Genomic DNA, 21108 nt, shown 5'->3' with positions numbered 1-21108 from the left:
TGACACAGCTTCGCTCTGCAGTTGCGTCTCCGAAGTAAAAAACGCCTGAGCTAGACAGAGCTAACCCAGGCGTCTCGGCATGCCGGCGCGCTTACTTGCGCAGGCCCAGCTTGGCGATCAGTGCCGTGTAACGGTCGGCGTCCTTGGCCTTGAGGTAGTCCAGCAGCTTGCGACGACGGCTCACCATGCGCAGCAGACCACGGCGGCCATGATGGTCCTTGGCATGCTGCTTGAAGTGAGGAGTCAGCTCGTTGATGCGGGCGGTGAGCAGTGCCACCTGGACTTCCGGGCTGCCCGTATCGTTGGCGGAACGGGCATTGGCCTTGACGACTTCGGCCTTGACGGATGATGCGATCATGTTTTTCCTTGATAGAAGAGCCCAAGCAGGCAGCCGCATTGCTGCACCAACTGCCTATGGCTCTGGTTGTACTTGCGCCGCGACTGGAAGGGTCGACAGCGTGCGTCTTGCACCATGCAAAACCTTGCGATTATACCGCTGCGCTTTTCCTCCACTTCTTCGCCGCCGCCCAACCCCTGTGCAACGGGCTTTCGGGCATGATGCAAACCGTACTGCAAAACGTTGCAACCCCTTTTTGAAAGACCACTATGCGCTTCATGGATACGTTTGTCCGCCGGTCTCTTTCCCTGCCAGTGGGTGTCGGCGTTGCCGCGCTCTTGTTGTCCTTTGCGTCACTTCACAGCCATGCCGCAGCCACACCCGAGAAGGCAGCCAGCGCTTCGAAGAGGTCCAAAGCCATCCGGATCAAGCACACGCAGAACCATTCCGGCGAAAGCCAGGCAGAACGCGACCGGCGCCTCTACCGGGAGTGCAAGGGCATGCCCAACGCAGGCGCCTGCCTGGGCTACACACGCAAGTGAGCAACATCGAGCGATTTCGCAAAACCGGGCGAAAACTCCGCTACAATCACGCCATCGTCACAATGCGCTGATCGACTGAGTTAGTTAGTTAGCCAGTGACGATTTTTGATATAGCTTGAAAACTTCGTGCTATAATTCAAAACTTAGCGGCTGTAGCTCAGCTGGATAGAGTACTTGGCTACGAACCAAGGGGTCGTGGGTTCGATTCCTGCCAGCCGCACCAAACGGTAAGCCCTGGAACTGCAAGGTTCCAGGGCTTTTTCGTTTTTGGCATTTGCTCCCTTTCAGGCACGATAAGCATATGAGCAAGGCATTCACCAAGGAAACAGATACCGACGACGAACCGTCCCTCCCCCCGCAAGCGCCCGTGGGGGCCAGCAAGAACTACATCACACCCCAGGGATATGCGCGCCTTCGCCGCGAGTTGCTGGACCTTATCGATGATGAGCGCCCCAAGGTGGTAGAAATTGTCCATTGGGCCGCCAGCAACGGAGACCGCTCGGAGAACGGCGACTACCTGTACGGCAAGAAAAGGCTGCGTGAGATCGACAGGCGCATCCGTTTCCTGACGAAACGGTTGGAAATCGCGGATGTCGTGGACCCATCGGTACACACGGGTAGTGACCAAGTCTTCTTCGGCGCCACGGTCACCTACGCCGAGGAGGACGGTGTGGAGCGCACGGTGACGATTCTGGGCATTGACGAAGCCGACAACAGCCTGCAGCAGATCAGCTGGATTTCTCCCGTGGCACGCGCGCTGCTCAAAGCCCGGGAGGGAGACGAAGTGACCCTGCAGACTCCCGCCGGCCTACGTACCCTGGAAATCCTGCGTGTCGAATACCCTGTCGCGGCGCCTCGGTGACGAACCCAGGCCCTCAAGCGGGCTGGGGAAGCACGCGGAACGCTCGCAATACGGAATGCGTGCGGCGCAGATTGCGCAACACGGCCTCTACATGGTGTTGATCACGCACCGCTGCCACAAAACGCAGATCAGTGGTGTCCATCGCATCGTCCATGTCCACACGGACGATATCTGCCTCTGAGTTGGCAAATTCGGATGCGATGCGAGCCAGTACCCCCTTGCCATTGGTCACGGTCACGGTGATACCGGTCTCGAATTGGCGGGTAGGCTCATCGGACCAGTCGACGGCAATGAAGCGCTCGCCATCTTTGTGCTGCAGTTTCTTGGCTACCCCGCATTGCGCGTGATGGACCACCAGGCCCTCGCCGCGGCCCAGGTATCCCACGATGGGGTCACCCGGCACCGGGCGGCAACACGCTGCATATTGAACAGATGCATTCTCGCTGCCGTCGAGGGTGATGCTCCCTTGCGAGACTGTTTCATGGGAGCTGTAGCGCTCGCGGGTCAGCAGCAATGCATCCGGCCGCTGGCCATCTTCCGATAGCAACACGACCAGGCGCTTGGCCACGATGCCGGCAATGCGCTTGCCCAGTCCCACATCGGTCATGAGTTCCGCGCGGCTGCGATTGCCCGTAAAGCGCAGCAGTTTTTCCCAAATGGGCGCTTGGGTCTGCACGTCAGGCAGTTGTTCGATGCCCTCGGCGCGCAGCGCCTGGGTCAGCAGTTTCTCGCCCAGGCCCGCCGACTCGTTCTGCGCCAGCGTCTTGAGATAGTGGCGAATCTTGGAACGCGCACGCCCTGTGCGCACGAACCCCAGCCAAGCCGGGTTGGGCCGGGCGCCCTGTGTGGTAATGATTTCCACCACATCCCCGTTCTTGAGTTCGGTGCGCAGGGGCACCTGTTCGTTGTTGATGCGCGCCGCCGTGGTGCGGTCGCCCACGTCGCTGTGGATCGCATAGGCAAAGTCCACCGCAGTGGCTCCGCGGGGCAAGGCCATGATCTGGCTCTTGGGCGTGAAGACATAGACGGCATCTGGGAACAGGTCCACCTTGACGTGGTCCCAGAATTCGGCCGCGTCGCGCGTTTCATTCTGGATGTCGAGCAAGGACTGCAGCCATTTGGTGCCCAGGCGTTCTGCCACCGCGCCATCCGCATCTTTCGCCTTGTAGAGCCAGTGCGCCGCCACACCCGCTTCCGCCACGATGTGCATTTCCTCGGTGCGAACCTGAAACTCGATGTTCAGGCCAGCAGGTCCCACCAGCGTCGTATGCAGCGACTGATAGCCATTGAGCTTGCCAATGGCGATATGGTCCTTGAACTTGCCGGGCACCGGTTTGTACATCTGGTGCAACACACCCAAGGCGGTATAGCAGTCCGTCACCGAATGCACGATGACACGGAAGCCATAGAGATCCGTCACCTGCGCAAAGCTCAGGTGCTTGGTGATCATCTTCTGGTAGATCGCAAAGAGTGTCTTCTCACGTCCCGCCAGCCGCACGTGCATGCCCAGCCGCGCAAATGCGGCATCCACTTCCGTCTGCACCTTCTGCACGATGTCGCGGCGTCGGTTGCGCGACTTCGTGACCGCTTTGGACAGCGTGGCATAGCGCCATGGATGCAGGTGGCGAAAGGCGAGGTCCTGCAGTTCGCGGTAGGTCTGGTTCAGCCCCAATCGATGCGCGATGGGCGCATAGATCTCCAGCGTCTCCGACGAAATGCGGCCCCACTTGCTGCGCGGCATGTCGGAGAGCGTGCGCATATTGTGCGTGCGGTCCGCCAGCTTGATGAGGATGACGCGCACGTCGCGCGCCATGGCCAGCAGCATCTTGCGAAACGACTCGGCCTGGTTCTCCTCACGGGTATTGAACTGCAGCTTATCGAGTTTGGTGAGACCATCCACCAGTTCCGCCACAGGCGCACCAAACCGGTCGATGAGATCGGACTTGGTGATGCCGCAATCTTCCATGGCGTCGTGCAGCAAGGCTGCCATGAGGGCCTGGACATCCAACTTCCAGCTCGCGCACAGCGCCGCCACGGCAATCGGGTGCGTGATGTAGGGCTCGCCACTGCTGCGCAACTGCCCCAAGTGCGCTTCATCGGCGTAACGGTACGCCTGGCGCACCTGCTCGATGCTGGCTTCGTCAAGGTAGTCGAGTTTTTCCAGCAGCGCAGCAAAGCTCGCCGCCGCGGCGTTGGCGGCCGCAGCAGAAGAACTGTCAACCGCCACAGGGACGACCTGCGGATTGTCAACAGCTGCCTTGTTCAACACGACGTTCATGGCTTAAATGTAGCGCGCCCCGCCCGAGCGGCAAGCGCAGGCAAAAAAAAGCACCGCCACGCGGTGCTCTTTTACCGGGATCACCGGAGGCTGACGATCGCTCAGCCCGGAACCTTCTTGAGCATTTCCAGGCCGACCTTGCCAGCGGCGATTTCGCGCAGTGCCGTCACGGCTGGCTTGTTGCGGCTCTCGATCTTGGGGGCGTGGCCCTGGCTGAGCATGCGGGCACGGTAGGTGGCGGCGAGCACCAGTTGAAAACGGTTGGGAATCTGCTCGAGGCAGTCTTCCACGGTAATGCGGGCCATGGTGTTCTCCAGGGATCAGGGAATATTGAGCGACTCGAAGGTTTCGGCCCGGGCGCGGCGCTGGGCGGCGTACTTGAGACGCTGGGCATGAACGATGGTTTTCAGGTCGAAAAGCGCTCGCTCAAAGACCTCATTGATTATAACGAAGTCGAATTTGCTGGCCTGCGCCATTTCCTCTGCCGCGTTCTCCAGGCGTAGGTCAATCACGTCGGGCGCATCTTCGCCCCGGCGTTCCAGCCGGGCGCGCAACTCGTCCCAGCTGGGCGGCAGCACAAAGACCAGCACGGCGTTCGCGAAGGCCTGCTTGATCTGCAGCGCGCCCTGAAAGTCGATTTCCAAGACCACGTCCGCCCCCTGGGCCACGCGCTCCTCGATCACCTTGCGGGAGGTTCCATAACGGCGTCCATGGACGTTCGCCCACTCGACGAAGCCGTTAGCCGCCACCATCGCGTCGAACTCCTGCTCGGAAGCGAAGAAGTACTCGCGGCCGTGCTTTTCCTGCCCGCGCGGCGCGCGGGTCGTGTGCGACACGGAGGGCTGCACATGCGAGTCCAGCTCCAGCAGGGCCTTGACCAAGCTGGATTTACCCGCCCCGCTGGGGGCAGAGACTACAAACAAATTTCCGGGATAGTCCATATGGAGTGTGCGTGAGCCGCTATCAAAACAGGATTATCACTCGATGTTCTGCACTTGCTCGCGCATCTGCTCGATCAGCACCTTCATGTCCACGCTGATGCGCGTGAGGTCCATGGCAGCCGACTTGGAGCCCAGCGTGTTGGCTTCACGGTGCAGTTCCTGGATCAGAAAATCCAGCCGCTTGCCGACCTCGCCGCCTTTTTTGAGCAGGCGGGCAATCTCGTCCAGGTGCGACTGCAGCCGCGTGACTTCTTCCGCGACGTCGATGCGGATGGCAAAGGCCGTGGCCTCGGTCAGGGCGCGGTCCTGGGCCGCTTCGGGCACCACCGCGCCTTCGGCCAGCGACATGGCCTCCTTCCAGCGCTCCATGAAGCGCTGGCGCTGCTGCTCCACGAGCTGCGGAACCAGCGGCACCGCCTGGCGGGCCAGCTCGCGCAACTGCGCGATGCGCTCCTGCAGCATGGCGGCCAGGCGTTCGCCCTCGCGTTGGCGCGCGGCAACCAGGTCGTCCAGCGCCTGCTCGGCCGCGCGCGCTGCCGTTTCGCTCCAGTCCAGCGCAGGAGCACCGGCATTGGCGCACAAGCGCAGCGCGTCGGCCACCGACAGCGGCCTGGCGTCGGGCAGCCACGAACGCACTGCATCCTGCACCGCGCCTACCCGTTGCAAGATGCGCGGGGATGGCTCGGCGAGCGCGGCGGAGTCGTCGTTGTCCACGAAAGCGCGCACCTCGACCTTGCCGCGCTTGAGGCGCTGCGTGAGCAGGGCTCGCAGCGCCGGCTCCTGGGCGCGCAGTTCATCGGACAGGCGGAAAGACAGGTCCAGAAAGCGGCTGTTGACCGCACGTATTTCCAGGCCCAGGCGCCGTACGGGCCCGTCCTTGTCGTCCCCTGCAGTAGCCACGCCGCGCTGCGCGCTGGCGTATCCGGTCATGCTGTAAACTGCCATTGGACTTTTCGGTGGTTGGTTGCTTGCGATCCAGCGATTATCCGGGTTCCCCACCCGCGCCCACGACTGCCTTCGCTTCCTATGTCAAAAATCAAGCCGGCCCCCCTGCCCCCCGATACCGCCATTGGCGGCTACCGCGTGGTGCGACGGCTGTCCTCCGGTGGTTTTGGCGTGGTGTACCTCGCCATTGACGCCGAAGGCCAGCAAGTGGCCATCAAGGAATACCTCCCCGCTTCTCTGGCTACGCGTGCACCGGGCGAACTGCTGCCCAAGGTGCCGCCCGAGAAGCTCTCGCTCTACCGTCTGGGCCTCAAGAGCTTCTTCGAGGAAGGCCGTGCGCTCGCGCAGATCTCGCACGCCTCCGTGGTGAGCGTGCTCAACTTCTTCCGCGAGAACGAGACCGTCTACATGGTGATGAACTACCTGGAGGGCGCGACCCTGCAGGACTTCATCATCACCGCACGCGACCTCAAGACGCAGAAGGTGTTCCGCGAGTCCACCATCCGCTCGCTGTTCGATGAGGTGCTGCGCGGCCTGCGCATCGTGCACCAGCACAAGATGCTGCACCTGGACATCAAGCCCGCCAACATCTTCATCACCGACGACAACCGCGCGGTGATGATCGACTTCGGCGCCGCGCGCGAGGTACTCTCCAAAGAGGGCAACTTCATCCGCCCGATGTACACCCCCGGCTTTGCTGCGCCCGAGATGTACCGCCGCGACTCGCAGATGGGCCCCTGGACGGACATCTACGCCGTTGGCGCCTGCATCTATGCGTGCATGCAGGGATTTCCGCCCAACGAGGCGCCGCAGCGCCAGGAGAAGGACCGCCTGTCGCTGGCGCTGAACAAGCTGCGCGGCGTGTATTCGGACAACCTGATCGAGGTGGTCGAATGGTGCATGGCGCTCGATCCGCTGTCGCGCCCGCAATCGGTGTTCGCGCTGCAAAAGGAGCTCAGCCGCGAGGGCGAGCGCCGCTATACCAAGCTGTCGGTGGCCGAGAAGATGCGCATGCAGCTCGACACCCTGGTGTCGGACACCAAGAAAAACGTGCAAAAGGTGGGCGAAGCCACCGGTCTGGGAGCGCGGCCTAAATGAAGTTCTCTGTCTTTCAGATCAGCCGCCGCGGCGGGCGCGAGAAGAACGAAGACCGCATGGGGTACTGCTACACGCGCGAGTCGGTGCTGTTCGTGCTGGCTGACGGCATGGGCGGCCACCCGGAGGGCGAGGTCGCCGCGCAGATCGCCATCCAGACGGTCTCCGCGATGTTCCAGCGCCAAGCCAAGCCCACGCTGAAGGATGTGCAGGAGTTCCTCTCCACCGCACTGCTGGGCGCGCACCATCAGATCCTGCGCTATGGCACCACCAAGGACATGCTCGACACGCCGCGCACCACGCTGGTGATCGCCGTGGTGCAAGACGGGCGCGCCAGCTGGATCCACTGCGGCGATTCGCGCCTGTACCTCGTGCGCGGGGGCGAGCTGCTCATGCGCACGCGTGACCACTCCTACCTGGAGTTGCGCAACGCCGCCATCGCCGGGCTGGAGCGCGTGAACCGCAACGTGCTGTTCACCTGCCTGGGCTCTCCCACCAAGCCGCTGTACGACGTGGCCGGCCCCGTGCTGCTGGAGCAGGGTGACCGCATCCTGCTGTGCTCCGACGGCCTGTGGGGCGCGCTGGACGATGAGACCATCGCACGCCAGCTGGGCCGCCAGACCGTCTCCAACGCCGTGCCCGACCTGGTCGAGGACGCCCTGCGCAAGGCCGGGGACAGCAGCGACAACGTGACCGTGGTGGCCATGGAGTGGGAAACACCCGACACGTTCGAGTCCACCCAGGGCATTTCCACCGACAGCATCAGTGACGACGTGTTCGCCTCCACCATTCAGGCTGGCCCGCTGGAGAGCTTTGCGGACGACCTGGACGACGAGACCATCGAACGCTCGATCGCCGAAATCAACGAAGCCATCCGGCGCTCTGCCGCGCGCAAGCTGTAGGCCGCGGCCCGGGCGCACCGCCTCCTCCGCTCTCCGCCAGGAGCGCGGGGAGCCCCTTCTTTGACCTGGACCTGCCATGAACACCACCCCCTTTGCCCGCAGCGGCGGCCGCGCCCTGGACCAGCTGCGCCCCATCCGCATCACGCGCCACTACACCATGCATGCCGAGGGCGCGGTACTCATCGAGTTCGGCAACACGCGCGTGCTGTGCACCGCGTCGGTCGAGGAGAAGGTGCCGCCGCACAAGCGCGGCAGCGGCGAAGGCTGGGTGACGGCCGAGTACGGCATGCTGCCCCGCTCCACCCACACCCGCAGCGACCGCGAGGCCGCGCGCGGCAAGCAAAGCGGACGCACGCAGGAGATCCAGCGCCTCATCGGCCGCAGCCTGCGGGCAGTCTTTGATCTCAAAGCCTTGGGTGAGCGCACGATCCAGATCGACTGCGACGTGATCCAGGCCGACGGCGGCACACGCACCGCCGCGATCACGGGCGCCTGGGTGGCGGCGCAGGACGCGGTCAACACCCTGCTGGCTGCGGGCAAGATCAGCGCATCGCCGCTCACCGGTGCGGTGGCCGCCGTGTCCGTGGGCATCGTGCAGGGCCAACCGCTGCTGGACTTGGAATATGTGGAGGACGTGGCCTGCGACACCGACATGAACGTGGTGATGACCGGCACCGGCCACTATGTGGAGGTACAAGGCACGGCCGAGGGCGCGGCCTTCTCGCGCCAGGAAATGGACCAACTGCTGGCGCTGGCCGAGAAGGGCATCGCCGAGCTGGTCGCCCTGCAACGGCAGTCGCTACGCAATTGATAGCTGTTTGCGCTTGATTGATATGCGCTAAAGACCTTTTTGACCATGAAACTCGTACTCGCCTCCAACAACCGCGGCAAGCTCGCCGAACTGCAGGCCATGCTGGCCCCGCTGGGCGTGCAGCTCATTCCCCAGGCCGAACTGGGCGTGGGCGAGGCCGAGGAGCCGTTCCACACCTTCGTCGAGAACGCACTGGCCAAGGCCCGCTTTGCCAGCGCCCACACCGGCCTGCCCGCGCTGGCGGACGACGCCGGCCTGTGCGTGCAGGCCTTTGGCGGTCAGCCCGGCGTGCAGACGGCCTACTACGCCACGCAGTTCGGCTACGACAAGGGCGACGCCAACAACGTGCGCGCGCTGCTGGAGCAGATGCAGGGCATCGACGACCGCCGCGCCGCGATGGTCAGCACGCTGGTGGCCGTGCGCAGCCCGCAGGACCCCGAGCCACTGATCGCCGTGGGCCGCGTGGCCGGCGAGATTGCACGCGCGCCGCGCGGCACGGGCGGCTTCGGCTTTGACCCGGTGATGGTGCTGCCCGCCTTCGGCAAGACCTTTGCCGAGCTGCCGCCCGAGGTGAAGAACGCCCACAGCCACCGCGGCCGCTCATCGCGCCAGATGCTGGAACTGATGCGCGAGCATTGGTTTGCCGGAACCTCAGAAAGGTGAGCGGTTAGCGCTTGCCAGATAAGGGTTTCAATGTCTTTTGATACTGAAATGGTTGTCAGGCAAGCGCCAGCAGCTATGGTTTTTAGACTCGTATGACCATCCCCATCCTCCCTGCCGCGCAGTCCGGCGCGCCGCTGCGCGACGTGCAGCACTACATGCGCCCCGGCCTGCTGCAGCTGCCCAGCCTGCCGCCGCTGTCGCTGTACGTGCACCTGCCGTGGTGCCTGCGCAAATGCCCGTACTGCGACTTCAACTCGCACGAGGCGCGCGGCGGCATGGGTGGCGATGGCGGCGTGCCCGAAGCGCGCTACATCGACGCCCTGCTGGCCGACCTGGAGGCCGCCCTGCCGCTGATCTGGGGCCGCACGGTGCACAGCATCTTCATTGGCGGCGGCACGCCCAGCCTGTTTGCACCCGAGTCCATCGACCGGCTGCTGGGCGACATCCGTGCGCGCCTGCGGTTGGACGCGGGCTGCGAAATCACGCTGGAGGCCAACCCCGGCACGTTCGAGAAGGAGCGCTTTCGCGCCTACCGCGGCGCGGGGGTCACGCGGCTGTCCATCGGCGTGCAAAGCTTCAACGACCGGCACCTGCAGGCGCTGGGCCGCGTGCACAACCGCGCACAGGCGCTGGCCGCGGTGGAAGAGGCCGCACAGGCCTTCGACACCTTCAACCTCGACATCATGTACGCCCTGCCCGGCCAGACGCCGGCCGAGCTGGACGAGGACATGCGCACCGCGCTCGCGCTGCAGCCGCCGCACATCTCCATCTACCACCTGACCATCGAGCCCAACACCTACTTCGCCAAGTACCCCCCACCGCTGCCCGAGGACGACGCAGCCTATGCCATGCTCGACCGCATCACCGAACTGACGGGCGCGGCAGGCCTTGCACGCTACGAGGTATCGGCCTATGCACGCGAGGGCCACCAATGCGTGCACAACCGCAACTATTGGCAGTTTGGCGACTATCTGGGCATTGGCGCGGGCGCGCACAGCAAGCTCAGCTTTGCGCACCGGGTGGTGCGCCAGGTGCGCCTGCGCGATCCGCAGCTCTACATGGCCGGAGCACTCGCAGGGCGCGCCATCGCGCAAGACGACGACGTGCGCCGCGCGGACCTGCCGTTCGAGTTCATGCTCAATGCGCTAAGGCTGCAGGAGGGTTTTGCGCTGCAGGACTTCACCGCCCGTACGGGCCTGGCGATCACGGCCATAGCCGCTGGCCTGCAGCAGGCCGAGGCGCAGGGCCTGATCACGCGCGACATGGAGCGCGTGCGTCCCACGCAGCGGGGCTTTGACTTTCTGAGCGACCTGCAGGCGCTCTTCCTGGCGGACTGAGCGGGCGCCGAAAGCACACCGACGAAGCGTGCCCGGCCACAGCCGCGCACACTTCGTCGGCGCCACATTCCTGCGGCTGATCAGCCGCAGCGCACGGCAATGATCTTGCCGCTGGCGTCCACCTCCAGGTTGAGGCGTTGGCCATCGAACTCCTTGGTGATCATCTGGCCCGGGCGCAGCACGCGCGCCAATCGCGCGCCGGAGCGCACACGCGCGTCCTCCACCACCTTGGCCGTGGCATTTTTACCCACGGCCGCCTGCGCGCTCTGGGCGTTGCATTCACCGCCCACCGGGGCCGTGCTGGCGCCAATGGGCGCGGGCGCCGGGCTGCTGCCCGGTCCGATCGACGAACAACCTGCCATCATCAGCCCTACCACGGCCACGGCGCCGCCTGCCTTCATGAAATAACGCATGCCTGTTGCCTCCTGCTCCGAAAAATGCAGCACCATACCGCAGCCGCGGTGCACGGGCCGTCACCATCGGTAACCCGGCGGCGACGCGGCTAATCCTCCCGGTGCTTTTGCACGCTCAAGCTGCCGTCGGCTTCCAGGAAGAGGTAGCGCATTTCCTCTTTCTCGCAGTCGGCCTCGCGCAACGCCCGCTCCACGTCGTTCTCCGATACGCGATGCCGCTTGCGCACCGTGTCAAAGACATGCCCATTGCGCCCCAGCAGGATCGCCTCGCCCTCCAGCAGTTTCTCGGCCATGCGAAAGCGGGCCGTGAGTATCCCCACCAGGATGTTCAATCCGATCAGCACGAGGCAAACGATGAGACCACCCCACAGCGACTGGTCCTTGCCCGTCATGGACGGACCCGCGGCCTCGCTGACCAGCATCACCACCAGCAGGTCGAACGGCGTGAATTGCCCGACGGTGCGCTTGCCGCTGACGCGCATGAGCGCCAGCAGCAGGCCGTAGACCATGGCGGCGCGCAGCACCAGCTCTGCGGCGGGTAAGTCCAGGTTGAACATAGCGGTCGCTCCGGTCAGTCAGGGTGCAGCCGCCCGTACCGCAGGCCGTACGGCGCACTTGAACACCTCATGCAATTGCCGCAGGGCCTCCGTCTTGCGGTGTTCCGATTCCGCGGCGGTGCAATCCGACGGCACCCACACCTTGTAGCCCAGCATGCGCGCATCGGTGGCCGTCAGCATCACGCACATGTCGGCGGCCAGGCCCACGATGATCAGCTGCTCGGTCTGCATCTTGTCCAGCAAATGCTGCAAGGGAGTCGAATGGAACGCCGAATGCTGTGGCTTGAGGATCACCAGATCCTGCGGCGCGGGCGCAAGCAGGCAGGCCATCTCGCCGCGCGCCCCCGGCAGCGCGCGGCAGGCCGTGAGAATGTCACGGAAGTCGCTGTGCCACGTGCCGTAGTTGTCGTTGGCATAGATCGCCGTGACCCCGCGCCGCGCCAGGCGTGCCTTCAGCCGCGCAATGGCGTTCGCGGCGCGTACCGCTCCGGGCAGCAGGTCTGCCGCTGTAGGGAAATTCAGCGGATTGATCACATCCACCAACAGCAGCACGTGTTTGCTGCGCGGCAGCGGCGTGCGGCGCAATGCAGCGGGGCGCGCCACGCAGCCTCCTCAAAGCATCGCGTCGCGTTGCTGCTCCGCGCGCGACGCGCCAATGGCCGTCTCTACCTGTTTGACCTCTTCCGGCGGAGGCAGCACCGCCGGCATGCCCAGGCTTGCAATCCACAGCTCGCGGCACCAGCCCTTGGTGTGGTACAGGTGGTGGTCCTCGTCTTTCTCCACGCGCTCATGGGCATCTTTCAGGGCGCGACCGACATCCCCGGTCGCCACCTCCGCCACCTTGCCCAGCAGCTCCCAGTTGGCGTGGTCCTTGGTCTCGGCATACACCACGCATTCGCAGGCAACCAATTGGGCCTGCGCAGGATTGCCGGCCTGCCGGGCCAACTCGATCGCCTTAACCAGCGAATCGCCGATGTGCTTGACCACCAGGCGCGAAGGCACCACCTCGTCGGGGTCGATTCCCAGCTTTTCGCAGGTCGTGCGTACCACGTTTTGGTGCGATAGCGTCTCGTCGAGGTAGCCCTCCCATTCCTTCTTGAGGTCTTCATTGGTCGCGCAGTCGATTGCCGCGCGGTACACCTGCTCACCACCCAGCTCGGTTTCCATCATCTGCAACAGCAGATCCTTGAGTTGGGCTTCGTCATAACGTGGCTTGGGCATGGGTCTTCTCCAGGTTGTGGGGTTGGAATGCAAGAGAAGCCCATGGTGTGAGGCGGACCGGTCCCGCGCCGTAGGCAACGGCCTATTTGCGCGTAATGCAATTTCCGAACAAAGCAGCCGCGCAGCCGACCGCTGTCGCGTTGATCGCAGACGAAAAGACAAAACCCCGCTATCAACGCGATAGCGGGGTGTGACATTGGGGTCAGGTAGTGCTTGAAGGACTGGTGCCGACAGCAAGCCGTCGCGCCATGCGCGTGGCATTCACTGTCCGGCGCGAGAACGAGCTTTGAAAAGGTGGATGGTTTCGCCGCGTGCGAGCATATCAACCAACTGGGCGATTCGTCTGGCGCGCGTTTCTGCTTTCACGGCTGTCTGGATGCGCCACAGTACTGCGTAACGATTGGCCGCATTGATCGTTGCAAAGAAGGCTTTGGCCTTTGCGTCAATTTCCAACGCGGCCAACAGATCCTCGGGTACGGTAGACGTACGAGCGCTGTCATAAGCCCGTGCCCAGCGCCCATCGGCCTTGGCCGCTTCGATCTGGGCGTAGCCAGGCGCCTGCATGCGGCCCGCCACTATGAGTGCCTCGACCTTGTCGACGTTGACTTTCGACCAGATGCTGCGCGCGCGCCGCGGCGTGAAACGCTGGAGGTAGTGCTGATCGTCGAGAGCTTTTTTCTGACCGTCGATCCAGCCCCAACAGAGTGCGATTTCCAACGCCTGGGGGTAGGTAACGCTGGGTTCTTGAGCGCCCTTTTTCGCGATCTTGAGCCAGAGGCCGCCCGAAGCGGCATGGTTCTTCCTCAACCATGCATCGAAAGCTTTGGCGCTCTTGAACGAGGCCGGGGCAGATTCAAGTTGAATGCTGGAGCTGGCGACAGTCATCAATCAGAGTGTGCCCCAAGAGCGCCGCTTGTCGTTATGGCCAGAGAAGCTGTGAGCTGCAGGCCGTGCCGCCGCACCCGTTGGCTGCCAGGTGGCGCAATCCCCTGGCGCAGTCCAACGCCCCTCCTCTCAGCGCCGATGCGGATACGCCCCGGACAGCGGAGCATGCGTCTTCATCAGTTCAACCATCCAATCCATGAACACCCGCAGCCGAGCGCCCACATGACGGTTGGGAGGAAACGCGATATACAGCGGCATCGGCGCAATGGCCCAGTCCTCAAACAGCGGCGCCAGTTCGCCCCGCGCCAGATGCGGCGCTGCCATGTACTGAGGCAACCAGAGCGCCCCCAGACCGGCAACGCCTGCCGCCAGGTAGGCATTGCCATCGTCGGTGGCAATCGCGTAACGGCCCATCACGCGCACTTGTTCGTCACCGCGGTGCAATACGCAGGACAAGACGCGTCCGGTGCTTGATCCCAGAAAGCCCACGATGTGGTGCGGTGCGGCCTCCAGGTTCTTGGGGTGCAAGGGCATTCCGGCATTCGCCAAGTATGTAGGTGCCGCATACAGCCCCATGGAAAGATCGCCTACATGCCTTGCCACAAGCGAGGCGTCGCCCGGCTCACCTCCCCGCACCACGCAATCGACGTTTTCATCGATCAGATCGACCACTCGGTCACTCACACCCATGTGCAGCTGGATGTCCGGATAGCGCGCATGGAATGCAGCAAAAGCCGGAACAAGGACCATGCGTGCCAGAGGGCTGGGCACGTCCACCCGCAGGCGGCCTCGAGGCGCGCTTGAGGCACTGGTCAGACTGGTCTCCGCATCATCCAGGTCGCCCAACAGACGCACGACACGCTCGTAATAGGCGGCACCTTCGGCTGTCACGTTCACTTTGCGGGTGGTGCGGTTCAAAAGCCTGACCCGTAAACGCGCTTCCAACTGCTGCACAAGCTGAGTTACCGTAGTTTTGCTCATGTGCAGCGTTTGAGCGGCCTGGGTAAAGCTGCGTGTCTCTACCACGCGAGCAAAGGCCACCATAGCGTCGAAACGATCCATCGAGGTCAGGAGATTGTCCGGATTTTGCAAACACTGTTGATGATACTTTCCTGTTTATCCGAACAGATCCCGTGTCTACAGTGGATTCTTTTAACCAATGAAAGATATCCCCATGCCTCCACGCGACGTTGTCTTCCCGCCAGGCCGCCAAGCTCTTTACAAGAAGAACCGCTACTCACCAGCGGTCCGGTCCAACGGCTTTCTATTCGTCTCGGGCCAAGTGGGCAGCCGTGCAGATGGCACGCCAGAGCCCGATCTGGAATCTCAAGTCCGCCTCGCCTTCACTCACCTGAACGCTGTGCTGGAGGCAGCCGGGTGCAGCTTTGACGACGTAGTCGACGTGACGGTGTTCGTAGTGGATCCCGAGAAGAATTTCGAGCGCATTTGGCAGATCGTGCCGGACTATTGGGGCAATGCCCCCTATCCCACGCTGACCGGTATCGGCGTAACCTGGCTTTACGGCTTCCAGTTCGAAATCAAGGTAATCGCAAAGCTTCCAAGCTAAACACTGAGTCCTTGGGGAAAGGCTTGCCCTTGGAGTCCTTGCGATCCAGGCCAGAGAGTCGGTCGTCGCGGTACTTGGCGATCAGTTCCGGTGTCAGCGCAGCCAGCGAATACTCGCCAGCATCGAGCTTCGGGGAAAAACCCAGCGACCAGAGGTCGATCGACAGCGATGGGTGAACTGACGGCAAGCCACCCAAAACCATTGCCTGATGGCTACATGGACCCTCAAAGAAAAAATTCTGCTATCATATTGATAGCAGAATTTCTTTTATCTACTTGGTAGGGCGTGTTGGACTTGAACCAACGACCAAAGGATTATGAGTCCTCTGCTCTAACCAACTGAGCTAACGCCCCAAGGGGTGCGCTGCCCTGCCTCGTAGGCGGCGCAGCGGCGCGTATTGTAGGGGCTACTTTCGGTGGCTCAGGGCGTTGGAGACCAGCTTGGAGGTGATGTCCACGATCTGGATCATGCGGTCATAGGGCATGCGCGTGGGGCCGATCACGCCCAGGGTGCCCACCACCTGACCGTCGACCTCATAGGGTGCACTCACCACGGACAGCTCTTCAAATGGCACCACCTGGCTCTCTCCGCCAATGAAGATGCGCACCCCTTCTGCCCGGCTGGAAATGTCCAGCAGGCGCAGGATCTGCGTCTTTTGTTCGAACAGGTCGAACGCACGGCGCAAGTGGCTCATGTCGCTGGAAAAATCGCTCACAGACAGCAGGTTGCGCTCGCCCGAGAACACCACCTCGTCCTGCGACCCCGACATGGCCTCCGAGTCCACGCTCACCGCGGCCTGCATCAGCGCCGCGATTTCTCCGCGCAGCTTGTCCACCTCCAGCTTCAGGCGCTCGCGCACCTGCTCCATGGTGAGGCCCGCGTAGTTGGCGTTGAGGAAGTTGGCGGCCTCCACCAGTTGCGACTGGGAGTAATCGGCCTCGGTAAAGATCACGCGGTTCTGCACATCACCGTCGGGCGAGACGATGATCACCAAAAAACGCTTCTCGGACAGCCGCAGGAATTCGATGTGGCGAAACACCGAGGCGCGCCGCGGCGCCATCACCACCCCCACGAACTGCGACAGGCTCGACAACAGGTGGGCGGCGTTGGCGATCACCTTCTGCGGCTGCTCGGGCATGAGCTGGACTGTCGGCAACTGCTCCTGCTGCACGGTGAGCATGGTGTCGACGAACAGGCGATAGCCCTTGGCGGTGGGCACACGGCCCGCGGAGGTGTGGGGGCTGGCAATAAGCCCCAGGTCCTCCAGGTCTGCCATCACATTGCGTATGGTGGCGGGCGACAATTCAAGCCCTGATGCCCGCGACAAGGTTCTGGAGCCGACCGGCTGCCCCTCGGCTATGTAGCGTTCCACCAAGGCCTTGAGTAACAACTTGGAGCGGTCATCAAGCATTGAATCATTTTACGTTGGTAACCCCGCCCACCGGCCCCGACGCTCATGCCGGTGGATGCAGTCTCGCAGGCAAGCAACGGTGACGCCCAGCATGTCCGCCAATACGGCCTGGGTGTACCAACCACTGCGCCACGCATTTGCCGCTTGAGCCGCGTCGTCGTCCGACAGAACCCGCTTTCTCCCCCACGTCTTCCCCGCCGCACGCGCGGCACGTTGCCCAGCCAGGCACCGCTCCCGGATCAACTCCCTCTCGAACTCGGCGAACGCCGTCAACAGGTGCAGGAACATGCGTCCTTGCGGCGTGTCGGTCTCTATGGCTTCGGTCAACGAACGAAAGCCCACGCCCTTCGCCTTGAGCTGGTCGAACACCTTCACGAAGTGCGACACGGACCGCGCCAAACGGTCCAGCTTGTAGACGACCAGGACGTCACCGGCCTGCAGCTGGAGTAGCAGCTTCTCGAGCTCGGGGCGGTCCTTCACGCCCGAGCGCTTTTCTTCAACGACCTGCTCAATGCCTGCACGCCGGAACGCCGCGAGCTGAGCTGCAGTGTTCTGTTCCAGCGTCGACACGCGCGCATATCCCCATACGGTCACGCCCTGCCCTCCCTTTTGGGCAATGCTATCCCGCTACAGGCTCCAGACTCCTGCCGGAGATCTCCGATCTCCTCTGGAGTCCAGACCCTTCCGCTGCAGGCGTTGGAGCGCTTCGCGCAATACCGTGTTTCTCAAGCACGAGTAGGCCTCCCAGTGGCTTCACCCGTGCGCTTCGCGGCGAGCTGCTGCAGGGGCGCGACTGCCGCGACACCTTCGGGTTGCCTTCGGCCTGGTGGGCATGGTTGCTGCGGGCGCGGATTAACCTGGTGCCACGTGCCGTGGGGCCACGGGCGCGGCCAGGCGGGACCATGGGGCGTTGCCCCATACCCCGGGGGGTTCCTTTTCCCCGAGTTGGGGCGTTTCGCTGCACACCTCTGCCGGGAAACTGCGTTTCCCTCTGAGGTGCTTCGCTGGTGTCGTGGGGGCTGTGGCACTGCCTGTCGGCGGCGATGCTGCAGGCTCCAGACTCCTGCCAGAGATCTCCGATCTCCTCTGGAGTCCAGACCCTTCCGCTGCAGGCGTTGGAGCGCTTCGCGCAATACCGTGTTTCTCAAGCACGAGTAGGCCTCCCAGTGGCTTCACCCGTGCGCTTCGCGGCGAGCTGCTGCAGGGGCGCGACTGCCGCGACACCTTCGGGTTGCCTTCGGCCTGGTGGGCATGGTTGCTGCGGGCGCGGATTGACCTGGTGCCACGTGCCGTGGGGCCACGGGCGCGGCCAGGCGAGACCATGGGGCGTTGCCCCATACCCCGGGGGGATCCTTTTTCCCTGAGTTGGGGAAGATAGACTCCCGCCCATGAACTACCAGCAGCTTGAACAAGTGGCGATGCGAGCCATGATCTTTGAAGCCGTCGTGGGCTTGATCATCCTGATCCTGCTGTTTTGGGCTACCTACTGGGTGATCAAAGCCGGGGTGCGCGATGGCATCCGTGAAGCCGGAGGCAACCGCCGCACCCACGAAAGACCGCCGGCCCCTGCCGGCTATCGCTGGGCACTTGTCAAGGAAACCGTAGACGCCCAGGACCTGCGCGCCGACTAGCGCACCATGGAGCGCACTTCAGCATTCCGCGCCGCGAGCCCTTGTGACCATTCAGACACTGGCTGGACCTGCTGGGCCTGGGCAGGCATGTTGATGACCACGGGCGACTGCACTGGCGCAGCCTGGCGCACTGGTTCGTCGCGCCGCGGCTGTCGGACTGCCTCCGTCGTAGGACGTTTCCAATCCATGAAATAGCCGCGCTGGACGATCTGCATGCACACGTCGTGAGCCACCTGCAGCAGCGTCGCTTGCTGGGTATAGCAGTCGCAACGCTGGCCCATCTTGACACAGGCTGCAGGGTACGGAGCCTCGACGGGTTGCGTGACCTGGTCATACACCGGGGCCGTGTTGGGGAACCCAGGCAGGCGCGGCTTGCGCTGCTCGACGTACTCAGCCACCGTCAGCGGCTGCCGCTCCGAGCTACCGACACCAGACGCTGCAGCAGGGGTCAGCATCTTTGACAGCGCGGACGCCTCCGGGGCAGCTGCCGGCTTAGCAGCCGCTGGCGCCCCGGTGTAGCCGAGGAAGTGCCACACGGCGAAACCGACCATGCCGAACGCCGCAATGACGCCCGCGATGGCGCCCCAGACCTTCAGCGGGATCCGCTTGCGCGCCGTGTGCAGGCTGGACGAGGCGTACCAGTCATACACCTCCCGAGGGAACGCGCGGGATGTCACCTCGCCCATGGCCGAGCTATTGGCCACCTGCGGGTTGTCCTTAACCGAGGACCATTTCAGCTCATTGGAGCTGTCACCCATGGAGCTCGCCTTGAAGTGCCGGTGCCAACCAGGCGCGGCCACCAGACGACGGACGAACGAATCGAAATTAAGCGGGTGTTGCGTGATCAGGAAGAAGTCAAAGCCGCGTTTGCGATGCACCTCGGCGATAGCCGCAATCCACTCCGGCGGCTTGCCGGTGCCGCGCACAGGCATGACTTTCTGACACTCGTCCACCAAGCAGATCGACCCGTCAGGCAGATCCTGCCAGCACTCCGGCTCAAAGGGTTGCCACCCAAAATCCAGCAGCGGCTGCTTGGCCTCAAAGCCAGAAAAGTACACCGGGCGACCAGTCTCCAGCTGGAGCTTGCGCACGTCATAGAGCGTAAACAGCGTCTTGCCGGTGCCGTTGCCGCCAGTAGTAAGGTACAAAAAGCCGCGCTGGCGGCGCAGAGAGCGCAAGGGCCTCATTTCATCACCCACTTCTTGATGCTGCCATCGGTCAGGCCGTTGAGCAGCAGGCGCGCGGCCAGGCCGGAGGCCACGATGCTGACGAACTCGCCCACGCCCGCGTAGGCCAGCAGTTGGACCATCTCCGCAGGCAGGCCCTGCAGCGCGGATATGGCCTGGTTCTTCACCCATGTGAGCGTGACCGACAGGCCCGAGAACGTGATGACGCTGATGCCCAAGCCGATCAACACGCGGCCGGCGATGGTGCCCGCCACGTTGATCAGACCACCCAGCAGCATTGCGAGAAACGCCGGCATGCTTACCCCTTGAACACGATGACCATCCACAACAAAGCGCCGATGGCCAGCAGGATGATGCGCAGCCATTGGACATAGGGACAGACGTTGCTGACCGGCAGGGAGACCACGTTCCCGAACACTTCCACACTGAGGTCCGACACGCACGAGCCGCCGCCGAGCAGCGCAGTGGAGTCGTAGTGTTCGGCGCCGAAGCTCAGCGACGAGTTACCCGGCAGATCTGCCGTGACGTTGCCGTCCTTACCCTTGCTGCTGGCGTACAGCTGCGCCTCTTGGCTGGTGTGATCGTCAATGAGCTTGCAGGCACGCTGATGCTGCTCTTTGGCTATCGCGCAATGGATCGCATCGCCTTCGCATGTCCAGGCGCCGCAGGAGCCGCCAAAGCTGGACGCTTTCTCGTCACCATCACCAGTACCCCCGCCACCGGTAGCCGACCCCGTGCACACGGGGTCCGTCGGGTTCTTGCGGCAGAACTCATTGCGCGTGGTCGTAGTGCTGGTGGTCGTCGTAGACGGCGTGCCGCCACCGGTTGTCGTCGTCGTGGTGGTTGTGGTGGTGCACGAAGCACCAGTGCACGAAGTCTGCCCCTGCGTCGTTGTCGTGGTGGTGCTGCCATCGGGGTTCGTTGTCGTCGTCGTGCCACCGGAAACGCCCACACCGTTCTGACCGGAATACGGAACGCAGGTTTCAATGCCGTTCACCGTGCCAGGGAAGCCATTGGGACACTTGCGATCATCAGCAGGCGGGGCAGCGTCCGTGGGCGTGGTGCCGTCCGGGTTCTCTCCAGTGGCGCCTTCTACGAGGTTGCAGGTACCACCCGTCAGCGTGAGAGTGCCGTAGTGATACCACTTTCCGTCGTGCTGCGCGCTGAACTCCCGCTGAAACGTTCCGCCACACCCCCGCGTTGTCTGATCGACATACATCGTCGGCGTGCAGCCCACAGAGGGCGGCGCACTGCTACCCGTCACCACCTCCTGATTGGAATGCTGCGCTCCGGGTAGAGAAGCGCAGTACTCAGCAACCGGATCCGATGGCGCGACGCATGCGCCGTCCTTCTCAACCAGGGGCGCCGTGCAATCGCACGTGCCCTGTGCGTTCGGGGTAGAGCCGGAAGGGCAGAGGCTAACCGTGTTCCAGTGAAGGTTACTCACGAAACCGACCTCATTACAGATCGCGCCACCCTTGCACCGCGTAGTCGTAGCGTTGCTCGTATCGAGCCGAATAACA

26 protein-coding genes and 2 tRNA genes are annotated in these 21108 nt (G+C 63.4%); 10 read left to right on the top strand and 18 right to left on the bottom strand.

Going from position 1 to position 21108, the window contains the following annotated elements:
- Positions 1 to 91 precede the first annotated feature (91 nt).
- The gene (gene rpsO, locus DTPSY_RS04305) at positions 92 to 358 is read right to left on the bottom strand and encodes a 30S ribosomal protein S15 (RefSeq protein WP_011804393.1); all 267 of its coding nucleotides are present in this window, start codon (positions 356 to 358) and stop codon (positions 92 to 94) included.
- A gap of 248 nt (positions 359 to 606) precedes the next feature.
- Here rpsO and DTPSY_RS04300 point away from each other — a divergent pair, with 248 nt between their 5' ends.
- From DTPSY_RS04300 to greB, 3 genes are all read left to right on the top strand, one after another.
- Complete coding sequence (locus DTPSY_RS04300) at positions 607 to 879, top strand: hypothetical protein (protein ID WP_015912605.1); 273 nt, start codon at positions 607 to 609, stop codon at positions 877 to 879.
- A 146-nt stretch (positions 880 to 1025) separates the two neighbouring features.
- Positions 1026 to 1102 (top strand) — tRNA-Arg (locus tag DTPSY_RS04295).
- 78 nt (positions 1103 to 1180) lie between these two features.
- On the top strand, positions 1181 to 1741 hold the full coding sequence (gene greB, locus DTPSY_RS04290) for a transcription elongation factor GreB (protein WP_015912604.1): 561 nt from the start codon (positions 1181 to 1183) through the stop codon (positions 1739 to 1741).
- A 13-nt stretch (positions 1742 to 1754) separates the two neighbouring features.
- On the opposite strand, the gene DTPSY_RS04285 is transcribed toward greB, so the two are convergent.
- The 4 genes from DTPSY_RS04285 to DTPSY_RS04270 all read right to left on the bottom strand — a co-directional run bounded on the left by DTPSY_RS04285 (position 1755) and on the right by DTPSY_RS04270 (position 5890).
- Complete coding sequence (locus DTPSY_RS04285) at positions 1755 to 4019, bottom strand: RelA/SpoT family protein (protein WP_015912603.1); 2265 nt, start codon at positions 4017 to 4019, stop codon at positions 1755 to 1757.
- Between the two features lie 101 nt (positions 4020 to 4120).
- Positions 4121 to 4324, bottom strand: a complete 204-nt coding sequence (rpoZ, locus tag DTPSY_RS04280) for a DNA-directed RNA polymerase subunit omega (RefSeq protein WP_011804389.1) — start codon at positions 4322 to 4324, stop codon at positions 4121 to 4123.
- A gap of 15 nt (positions 4325 to 4339) precedes the next feature.
- On the bottom strand, positions 4340 to 4960 hold the full coding sequence (gene gmk / locus DTPSY_RS04275; RefSeq protein WP_011804388.1) for a guanylate kinase: 621 nt from the start codon (positions 4958 to 4960) through the stop codon (positions 4340 to 4342).
- Positions 4961 to 4996: 36 nt separating this feature from the next.
- Positions 4997 to 5890, bottom strand: a complete 894-nt coding sequence (locus tag DTPSY_RS04270) for a YicC/YloC family endoribonuclease (protein WP_041838961.1) — start codon at positions 5888 to 5890, stop codon at positions 4997 to 4999.
- Between the two features lie 96 nt (positions 5891 to 5986).
- On the opposite strand from DTPSY_RS04270, the gene DTPSY_RS04265 reads away from it, so the two are divergent.
- The 5 genes from DTPSY_RS04265 (at position 5987) to hemW (ending at position 10713) form a co-directional block, all read left to right on the top strand.
- Positions 5987 to 7003, top strand: a complete 1017-nt coding sequence (locus DTPSY_RS04265) for a serine/threonine protein kinase (protein ID WP_015912601.1) — start codon at positions 5987 to 5989, stop codon at positions 7001 to 7003.
- Positions 7000 to 7902: a PP2C family protein-serine/threonine phosphatase gene (locus DTPSY_RS04260; protein ID WP_015912600.1), complete on the top strand. Its 903-nt coding sequence runs from the start codon at positions 7000 to 7002 to the stop codon at positions 7900 to 7902. Before DTPSY_RS04265 ends, DTPSY_RS04260 begins: the two co-directional genes overlap by 4 nt.
- Positions 7903 to 7978: 76 nt before the next feature.
- Entirely contained in the window at positions 7979 to 8713 is a 735-nt protein-coding gene (gene rph / locus DTPSY_RS04255; protein ID WP_015912599.1) for a ribonuclease PH, read from the top strand.
- Positions 8714 to 8758: 45 nt separating this feature from the next.
- Positions 8759 to 9376 carry an RdgB/HAM1 family non-canonical purine NTP pyrophosphatase gene (gene rdgB / locus DTPSY_RS04250; RefSeq protein WP_011804363.1) on the top strand — a complete coding sequence of 206 codons (618 nt, stop codon included), beginning with the start codon at positions 8759 to 8761 and terminating at the stop codon, positions 9374 to 9376.
- 92 nt (positions 9377 to 9468) lie between these two features.
- Positions 9469 to 10713, top strand: a complete 1245-nt coding sequence (gene hemW / locus DTPSY_RS04245) for a radical SAM family heme chaperone HemW (RefSeq protein ID WP_011804362.1) — start codon at positions 9469 to 9471, stop codon at positions 10711 to 10713.
- 80 nt (positions 10714 to 10793) lie between these two features.
- Here the strand turns inward: hemW and DTPSY_RS04240 are convergent, their stop codons facing one another.
- From DTPSY_RS04240 to DTPSY_RS04215, 6 genes are all read right to left on the bottom strand, one after another.
- On the bottom strand, positions 10794 to 11126 hold the full coding sequence (locus DTPSY_RS04240; RefSeq protein WP_015912598.1) for an I78 family peptidase inhibitor: 333 nt from the start codon (positions 11124 to 11126) through the stop codon (positions 10794 to 10796).
- Between the two features lie 89 nt (positions 11127 to 11215).
- Positions 11216 to 11683 (bottom strand): DUF421 domain-containing protein, encoded by a 468-nt coding sequence (locus DTPSY_RS04235; RefSeq protein WP_015912597.1) that lies wholly within the window; start codon positions 11681 to 11683, stop codon positions 11216 to 11218.
- An 18-nt stretch (positions 11684 to 11701) separates the two neighbouring features.
- Positions 11702 to 12286 (bottom strand): cysteine hydrolase family protein, encoded by a 585-nt coding sequence (locus DTPSY_RS04230; protein ID WP_012655823.1) that lies wholly within the window; start codon positions 12284 to 12286, stop codon positions 11702 to 11704.
- 9 nt (positions 12287 to 12295) lie between these two features.
- Positions 12296 to 12904: a hypothetical protein gene (locus tag DTPSY_RS04225; protein ID WP_012655822.1), complete on the bottom strand. Its 609-nt coding sequence runs from the start codon at positions 12902 to 12904 to the stop codon at positions 12296 to 12298.
- A gap of 261 nt (positions 12905 to 13165) precedes the next feature.
- Positions 13166 to 13789, bottom strand: coding sequence for a YdeI/OmpD-associated family protein (locus DTPSY_RS04220; protein ID WP_012655821.1), 624 nt, complete (start codon positions 13787 to 13789; stop codon positions 13166 to 13168).
- A gap of 129 nt (positions 13790 to 13918) precedes the next feature.
- Positions 13919 to 14851, bottom strand: a complete 933-nt coding sequence (locus DTPSY_RS04215; RefSeq protein WP_012655820.1) for a LysR family transcriptional regulator — start codon at positions 14849 to 14851, stop codon at positions 13919 to 13921.
- A 112-nt stretch (positions 14852 to 14963) separates the two neighbouring features.
- Between DTPSY_RS04215 and DTPSY_RS04210 the strand changes: the two genes are divergently transcribed.
- On the top strand, positions 14964 to 15356 hold the full coding sequence (locus DTPSY_RS04210) for a Rid family hydrolase (protein ID WP_041838960.1): 393 nt from the start codon (positions 14964 to 14966) through the stop codon (positions 15354 to 15356).
- Here the strand turns inward: DTPSY_RS04210 and DTPSY_RS17865 are convergent.
- The 4 genes from DTPSY_RS17865 to DTPSY_RS04195 form a co-directional block, all read right to left on the bottom strand.
- Entirely contained in the window at positions 15328 to 15558 is a 231-nt protein-coding gene (locus DTPSY_RS17865) for a hypothetical protein (protein WP_012655818.1), read from the bottom strand. The genes DTPSY_RS04210 and DTPSY_RS17865 overlap by 29 nt on opposite strands.
- 74 nt (positions 15559 to 15632) lie before the next feature.
- Positions 15633 to 15709: transfer RNA gene (locus tag DTPSY_RS04205), tRNA-Ile, on the bottom strand.
- A gap of 53 nt (positions 15710 to 15762) precedes the next feature.
- A complete protein-coding gene (gene hrcA / locus DTPSY_RS04200; RefSeq protein ID WP_012655817.1) occupies positions 15763 to 16767 on the bottom strand; it encodes a heat-inducible transcriptional repressor HrcA in 1005 nt (334 codons plus the stop codon).
- A gap of 9 nt (positions 16768 to 16776) precedes the next feature.
- The gene (locus DTPSY_RS04195; RefSeq protein ID WP_012655816.1) at positions 16777 to 17361 is read right to left on the bottom strand and encodes a recombinase family protein; all 585 of its coding nucleotides are present in this window, start codon (positions 17359 to 17361) and stop codon (positions 16777 to 16779) included.
- 794 nt (positions 17362 to 18155) lie between these two features.
- Between DTPSY_RS04195 and DTPSY_RS04190 the strand changes: the two genes are divergently transcribed.
- Positions 18156 to 18398, top strand: a complete 243-nt coding sequence (locus DTPSY_RS04190) for a hypothetical protein (RefSeq protein WP_012655815.1) — start codon at positions 18156 to 18158, stop codon at positions 18396 to 18398.
- Here the strand turns inward: DTPSY_RS04190 and DTPSY_RS04185 are convergent.
- The 3 genes from DTPSY_RS04185 to DTPSY_RS18355 are packed head-to-tail and all read right to left on the bottom strand — an operon-like array spanning position 18395 to position 20804.
- A complete protein-coding gene (locus tag DTPSY_RS04185) occupies positions 18395 to 19576 on the bottom strand; it encodes a zonular occludens toxin domain-containing protein (RefSeq protein ID WP_187148599.1) in 1182 nt (393 codons plus the stop codon). The genes DTPSY_RS04190 and DTPSY_RS04185 overlap by 4 nt on opposite strands.
- 5 nt (positions 19577 to 19581) lie before the next feature.
- Positions 19582 to 19881: a DUF2523 family protein gene (locus DTPSY_RS04180; protein WP_012655813.1), complete on the bottom strand. Its 300-nt coding sequence runs from the start codon at positions 19879 to 19881 to the stop codon at positions 19582 to 19584.
- Positions 19882 to 19883: 2 nt separating this feature from the next.
- Entirely contained in the window at positions 19884 to 20804 is a 921-nt protein-coding gene (locus DTPSY_RS18355) for a hypothetical protein (RefSeq protein ID WP_012655812.1), read from the bottom strand.
- Positions 20805 to 21108: the final 304 nt, after the last annotated feature.

This window comes from [Acidovorax] ebreus TPSY, from assembly GCF_000022305.1.
GTDB classification, from domain to species: Bacteria; Pseudomonadota; Gammaproteobacteria; order Burkholderiales; family Burkholderiaceae_C; genus Diaphorobacter; species Diaphorobacter nitroreducens.
This window is presented reverse-complemented; position numbering and strand designations above follow the sequence as displayed.

Bases quoted from the DNA above. Each gene is read 5' to 3' on its own strand.
- DTPSY_RS04215 (WP_012655820.1), bottom strand. From the start codon at position 14,851: ATGGATCGTTTCGACGCTATGGTGGCCTTTGCTCGCGTGGTAGAGACA.
- DTPSY_RS04225 (WP_012655822.1), bottom strand. From the start codon at position 12,904: ATGCCCAAGCCACGTTATGACGAAGCCCAACTCAAGGATCTGCTGTTG.
- DTPSY_RS04220 (WP_012655821.1), bottom strand. From the start codon at position 13,789: ATGACTGTCGCCAGCTCCAGCATTCAACTTGAATCTGCCCCGGCCTCG.
- hrcA (WP_012655817.1), bottom strand. From the start codon at position 16,767: ATGCTTGATGACCGCTCCAAGTTGTTACTCAAGGCCTTGGTGGAACGC.
- DTPSY_RS04190 (WP_012655815.1), top strand. From the start codon at position 18,156: ATGAACTACCAGCAGCTTGAACAAGTGGCGATGCGAGCCATGATCTTT.
- DTPSY_RS04265 (WP_015912601.1), top strand. From the start codon at position 5,987: ATGTCAAAAATCAAGCCGGCCCCCCTGCCCCCCGATACCGCCATTGGC.
- DTPSY_RS04285 (WP_015912603.1), bottom strand. From the start codon at position 4,019: ATGAACGTCGTGTTGAACAAGGCAGCTGTTGACAATCCGCAGGTCGTC.
- DTPSY_RS18355 (WP_012655812.1), bottom strand. From the start codon at position 20,804: ATGTATGTCGATCAGACAACGCGGGGGTGTGGCGGAACGTTTCAGCGG.
- rdgB (WP_011804363.1), top strand. From the start codon at position 8,759: ATGAAACTCGTACTCGCCTCCAACAACCGCGGCAAGCTCGCCGAACTG.
- rpsO (WP_011804393.1), bottom strand. From the start codon at position 358: ATGATCGCATCATCCGTCAAGGCCGAAGTCGTCAAGGCCAATGCCCGT.
- hemW (WP_011804362.1), top strand. From the start codon at position 9,469: ATGACCATCCCCATCCTCCCTGCCGCGCAGTCCGGCGCGCCGCTGCGC.
- DTPSY_RS04210 (WP_041838960.1), top strand. From the start codon at position 14,964: ATGCCTCCACGCGACGTTGTCTTCCCGCCAGGCCGCCAAGCTCTTTAC.
- rpoZ (WP_011804389.1), bottom strand. From the start codon at position 4,324: ATGGCCCGCATTACCGTGGAAGACTGCCTCGAGCAGATTCCCAACCGT.
- gmk (WP_011804388.1), bottom strand. From the start codon at position 4,960: ATGGACTATCCCGGAAATTTGTTTGTAGTCTCTGCCCCCAGCGGGGCG.
- DTPSY_RS04240 (WP_015912598.1), bottom strand. From the start codon at position 11,126: ATGCGTTATTTCATGAAGGCAGGCGGCGCCGTGGCCGTGGTAGGGCTG.
- DTPSY_RS04235 (WP_015912597.1), bottom strand. From the start codon at position 11,683: ATGTTCAACCTGGACTTACCCGCCGCAGAGCTGGTGCTGCGCGCCGCC.
- DTPSY_RS04180 (WP_012655813.1), bottom strand. From the start codon at position 19,881: ATGCCGGCGTTTCTCGCAATGCTGCTGGGTGGTCTGATCAACGTGGCG.
- DTPSY_RS04270 (WP_041838961.1), bottom strand. From the start codon at position 5,890: ATGACCGGATACGCCAGCGCGCAGCGCGGCGTGGCTACTGCAGGGGAC.
- DTPSY_RS17865 (WP_012655818.1), bottom strand. From the start codon at position 15,558: ATGGTTTTGGGTGGCTTGCCGTCAGTTCACCCATCGCTGTCGATCGAC.
- DTPSY_RS04300 (WP_015912605.1), top strand. From the start codon at position 607: ATGCGCTTCATGGATACGTTTGTCCGCCGGTCTCTTTCCCTGCCAGTG.
- greB (WP_015912604.1), top strand. From the start codon at position 1,181: ATGAGCAAGGCATTCACCAAGGAAACAGATACCGACGACGAACCGTCC.
- DTPSY_RS04260 (WP_015912600.1), top strand. From the start codon at position 7,000: ATGAAGTTCTCTGTCTTTCAGATCAGCCGCCGCGGCGGGCGCGAGAAG.
- rph (WP_015912599.1), top strand. From the start codon at position 7,979: ATGAACACCACCCCCTTTGCCCGCAGCGGCGGCCGCGCCCTGGACCAG.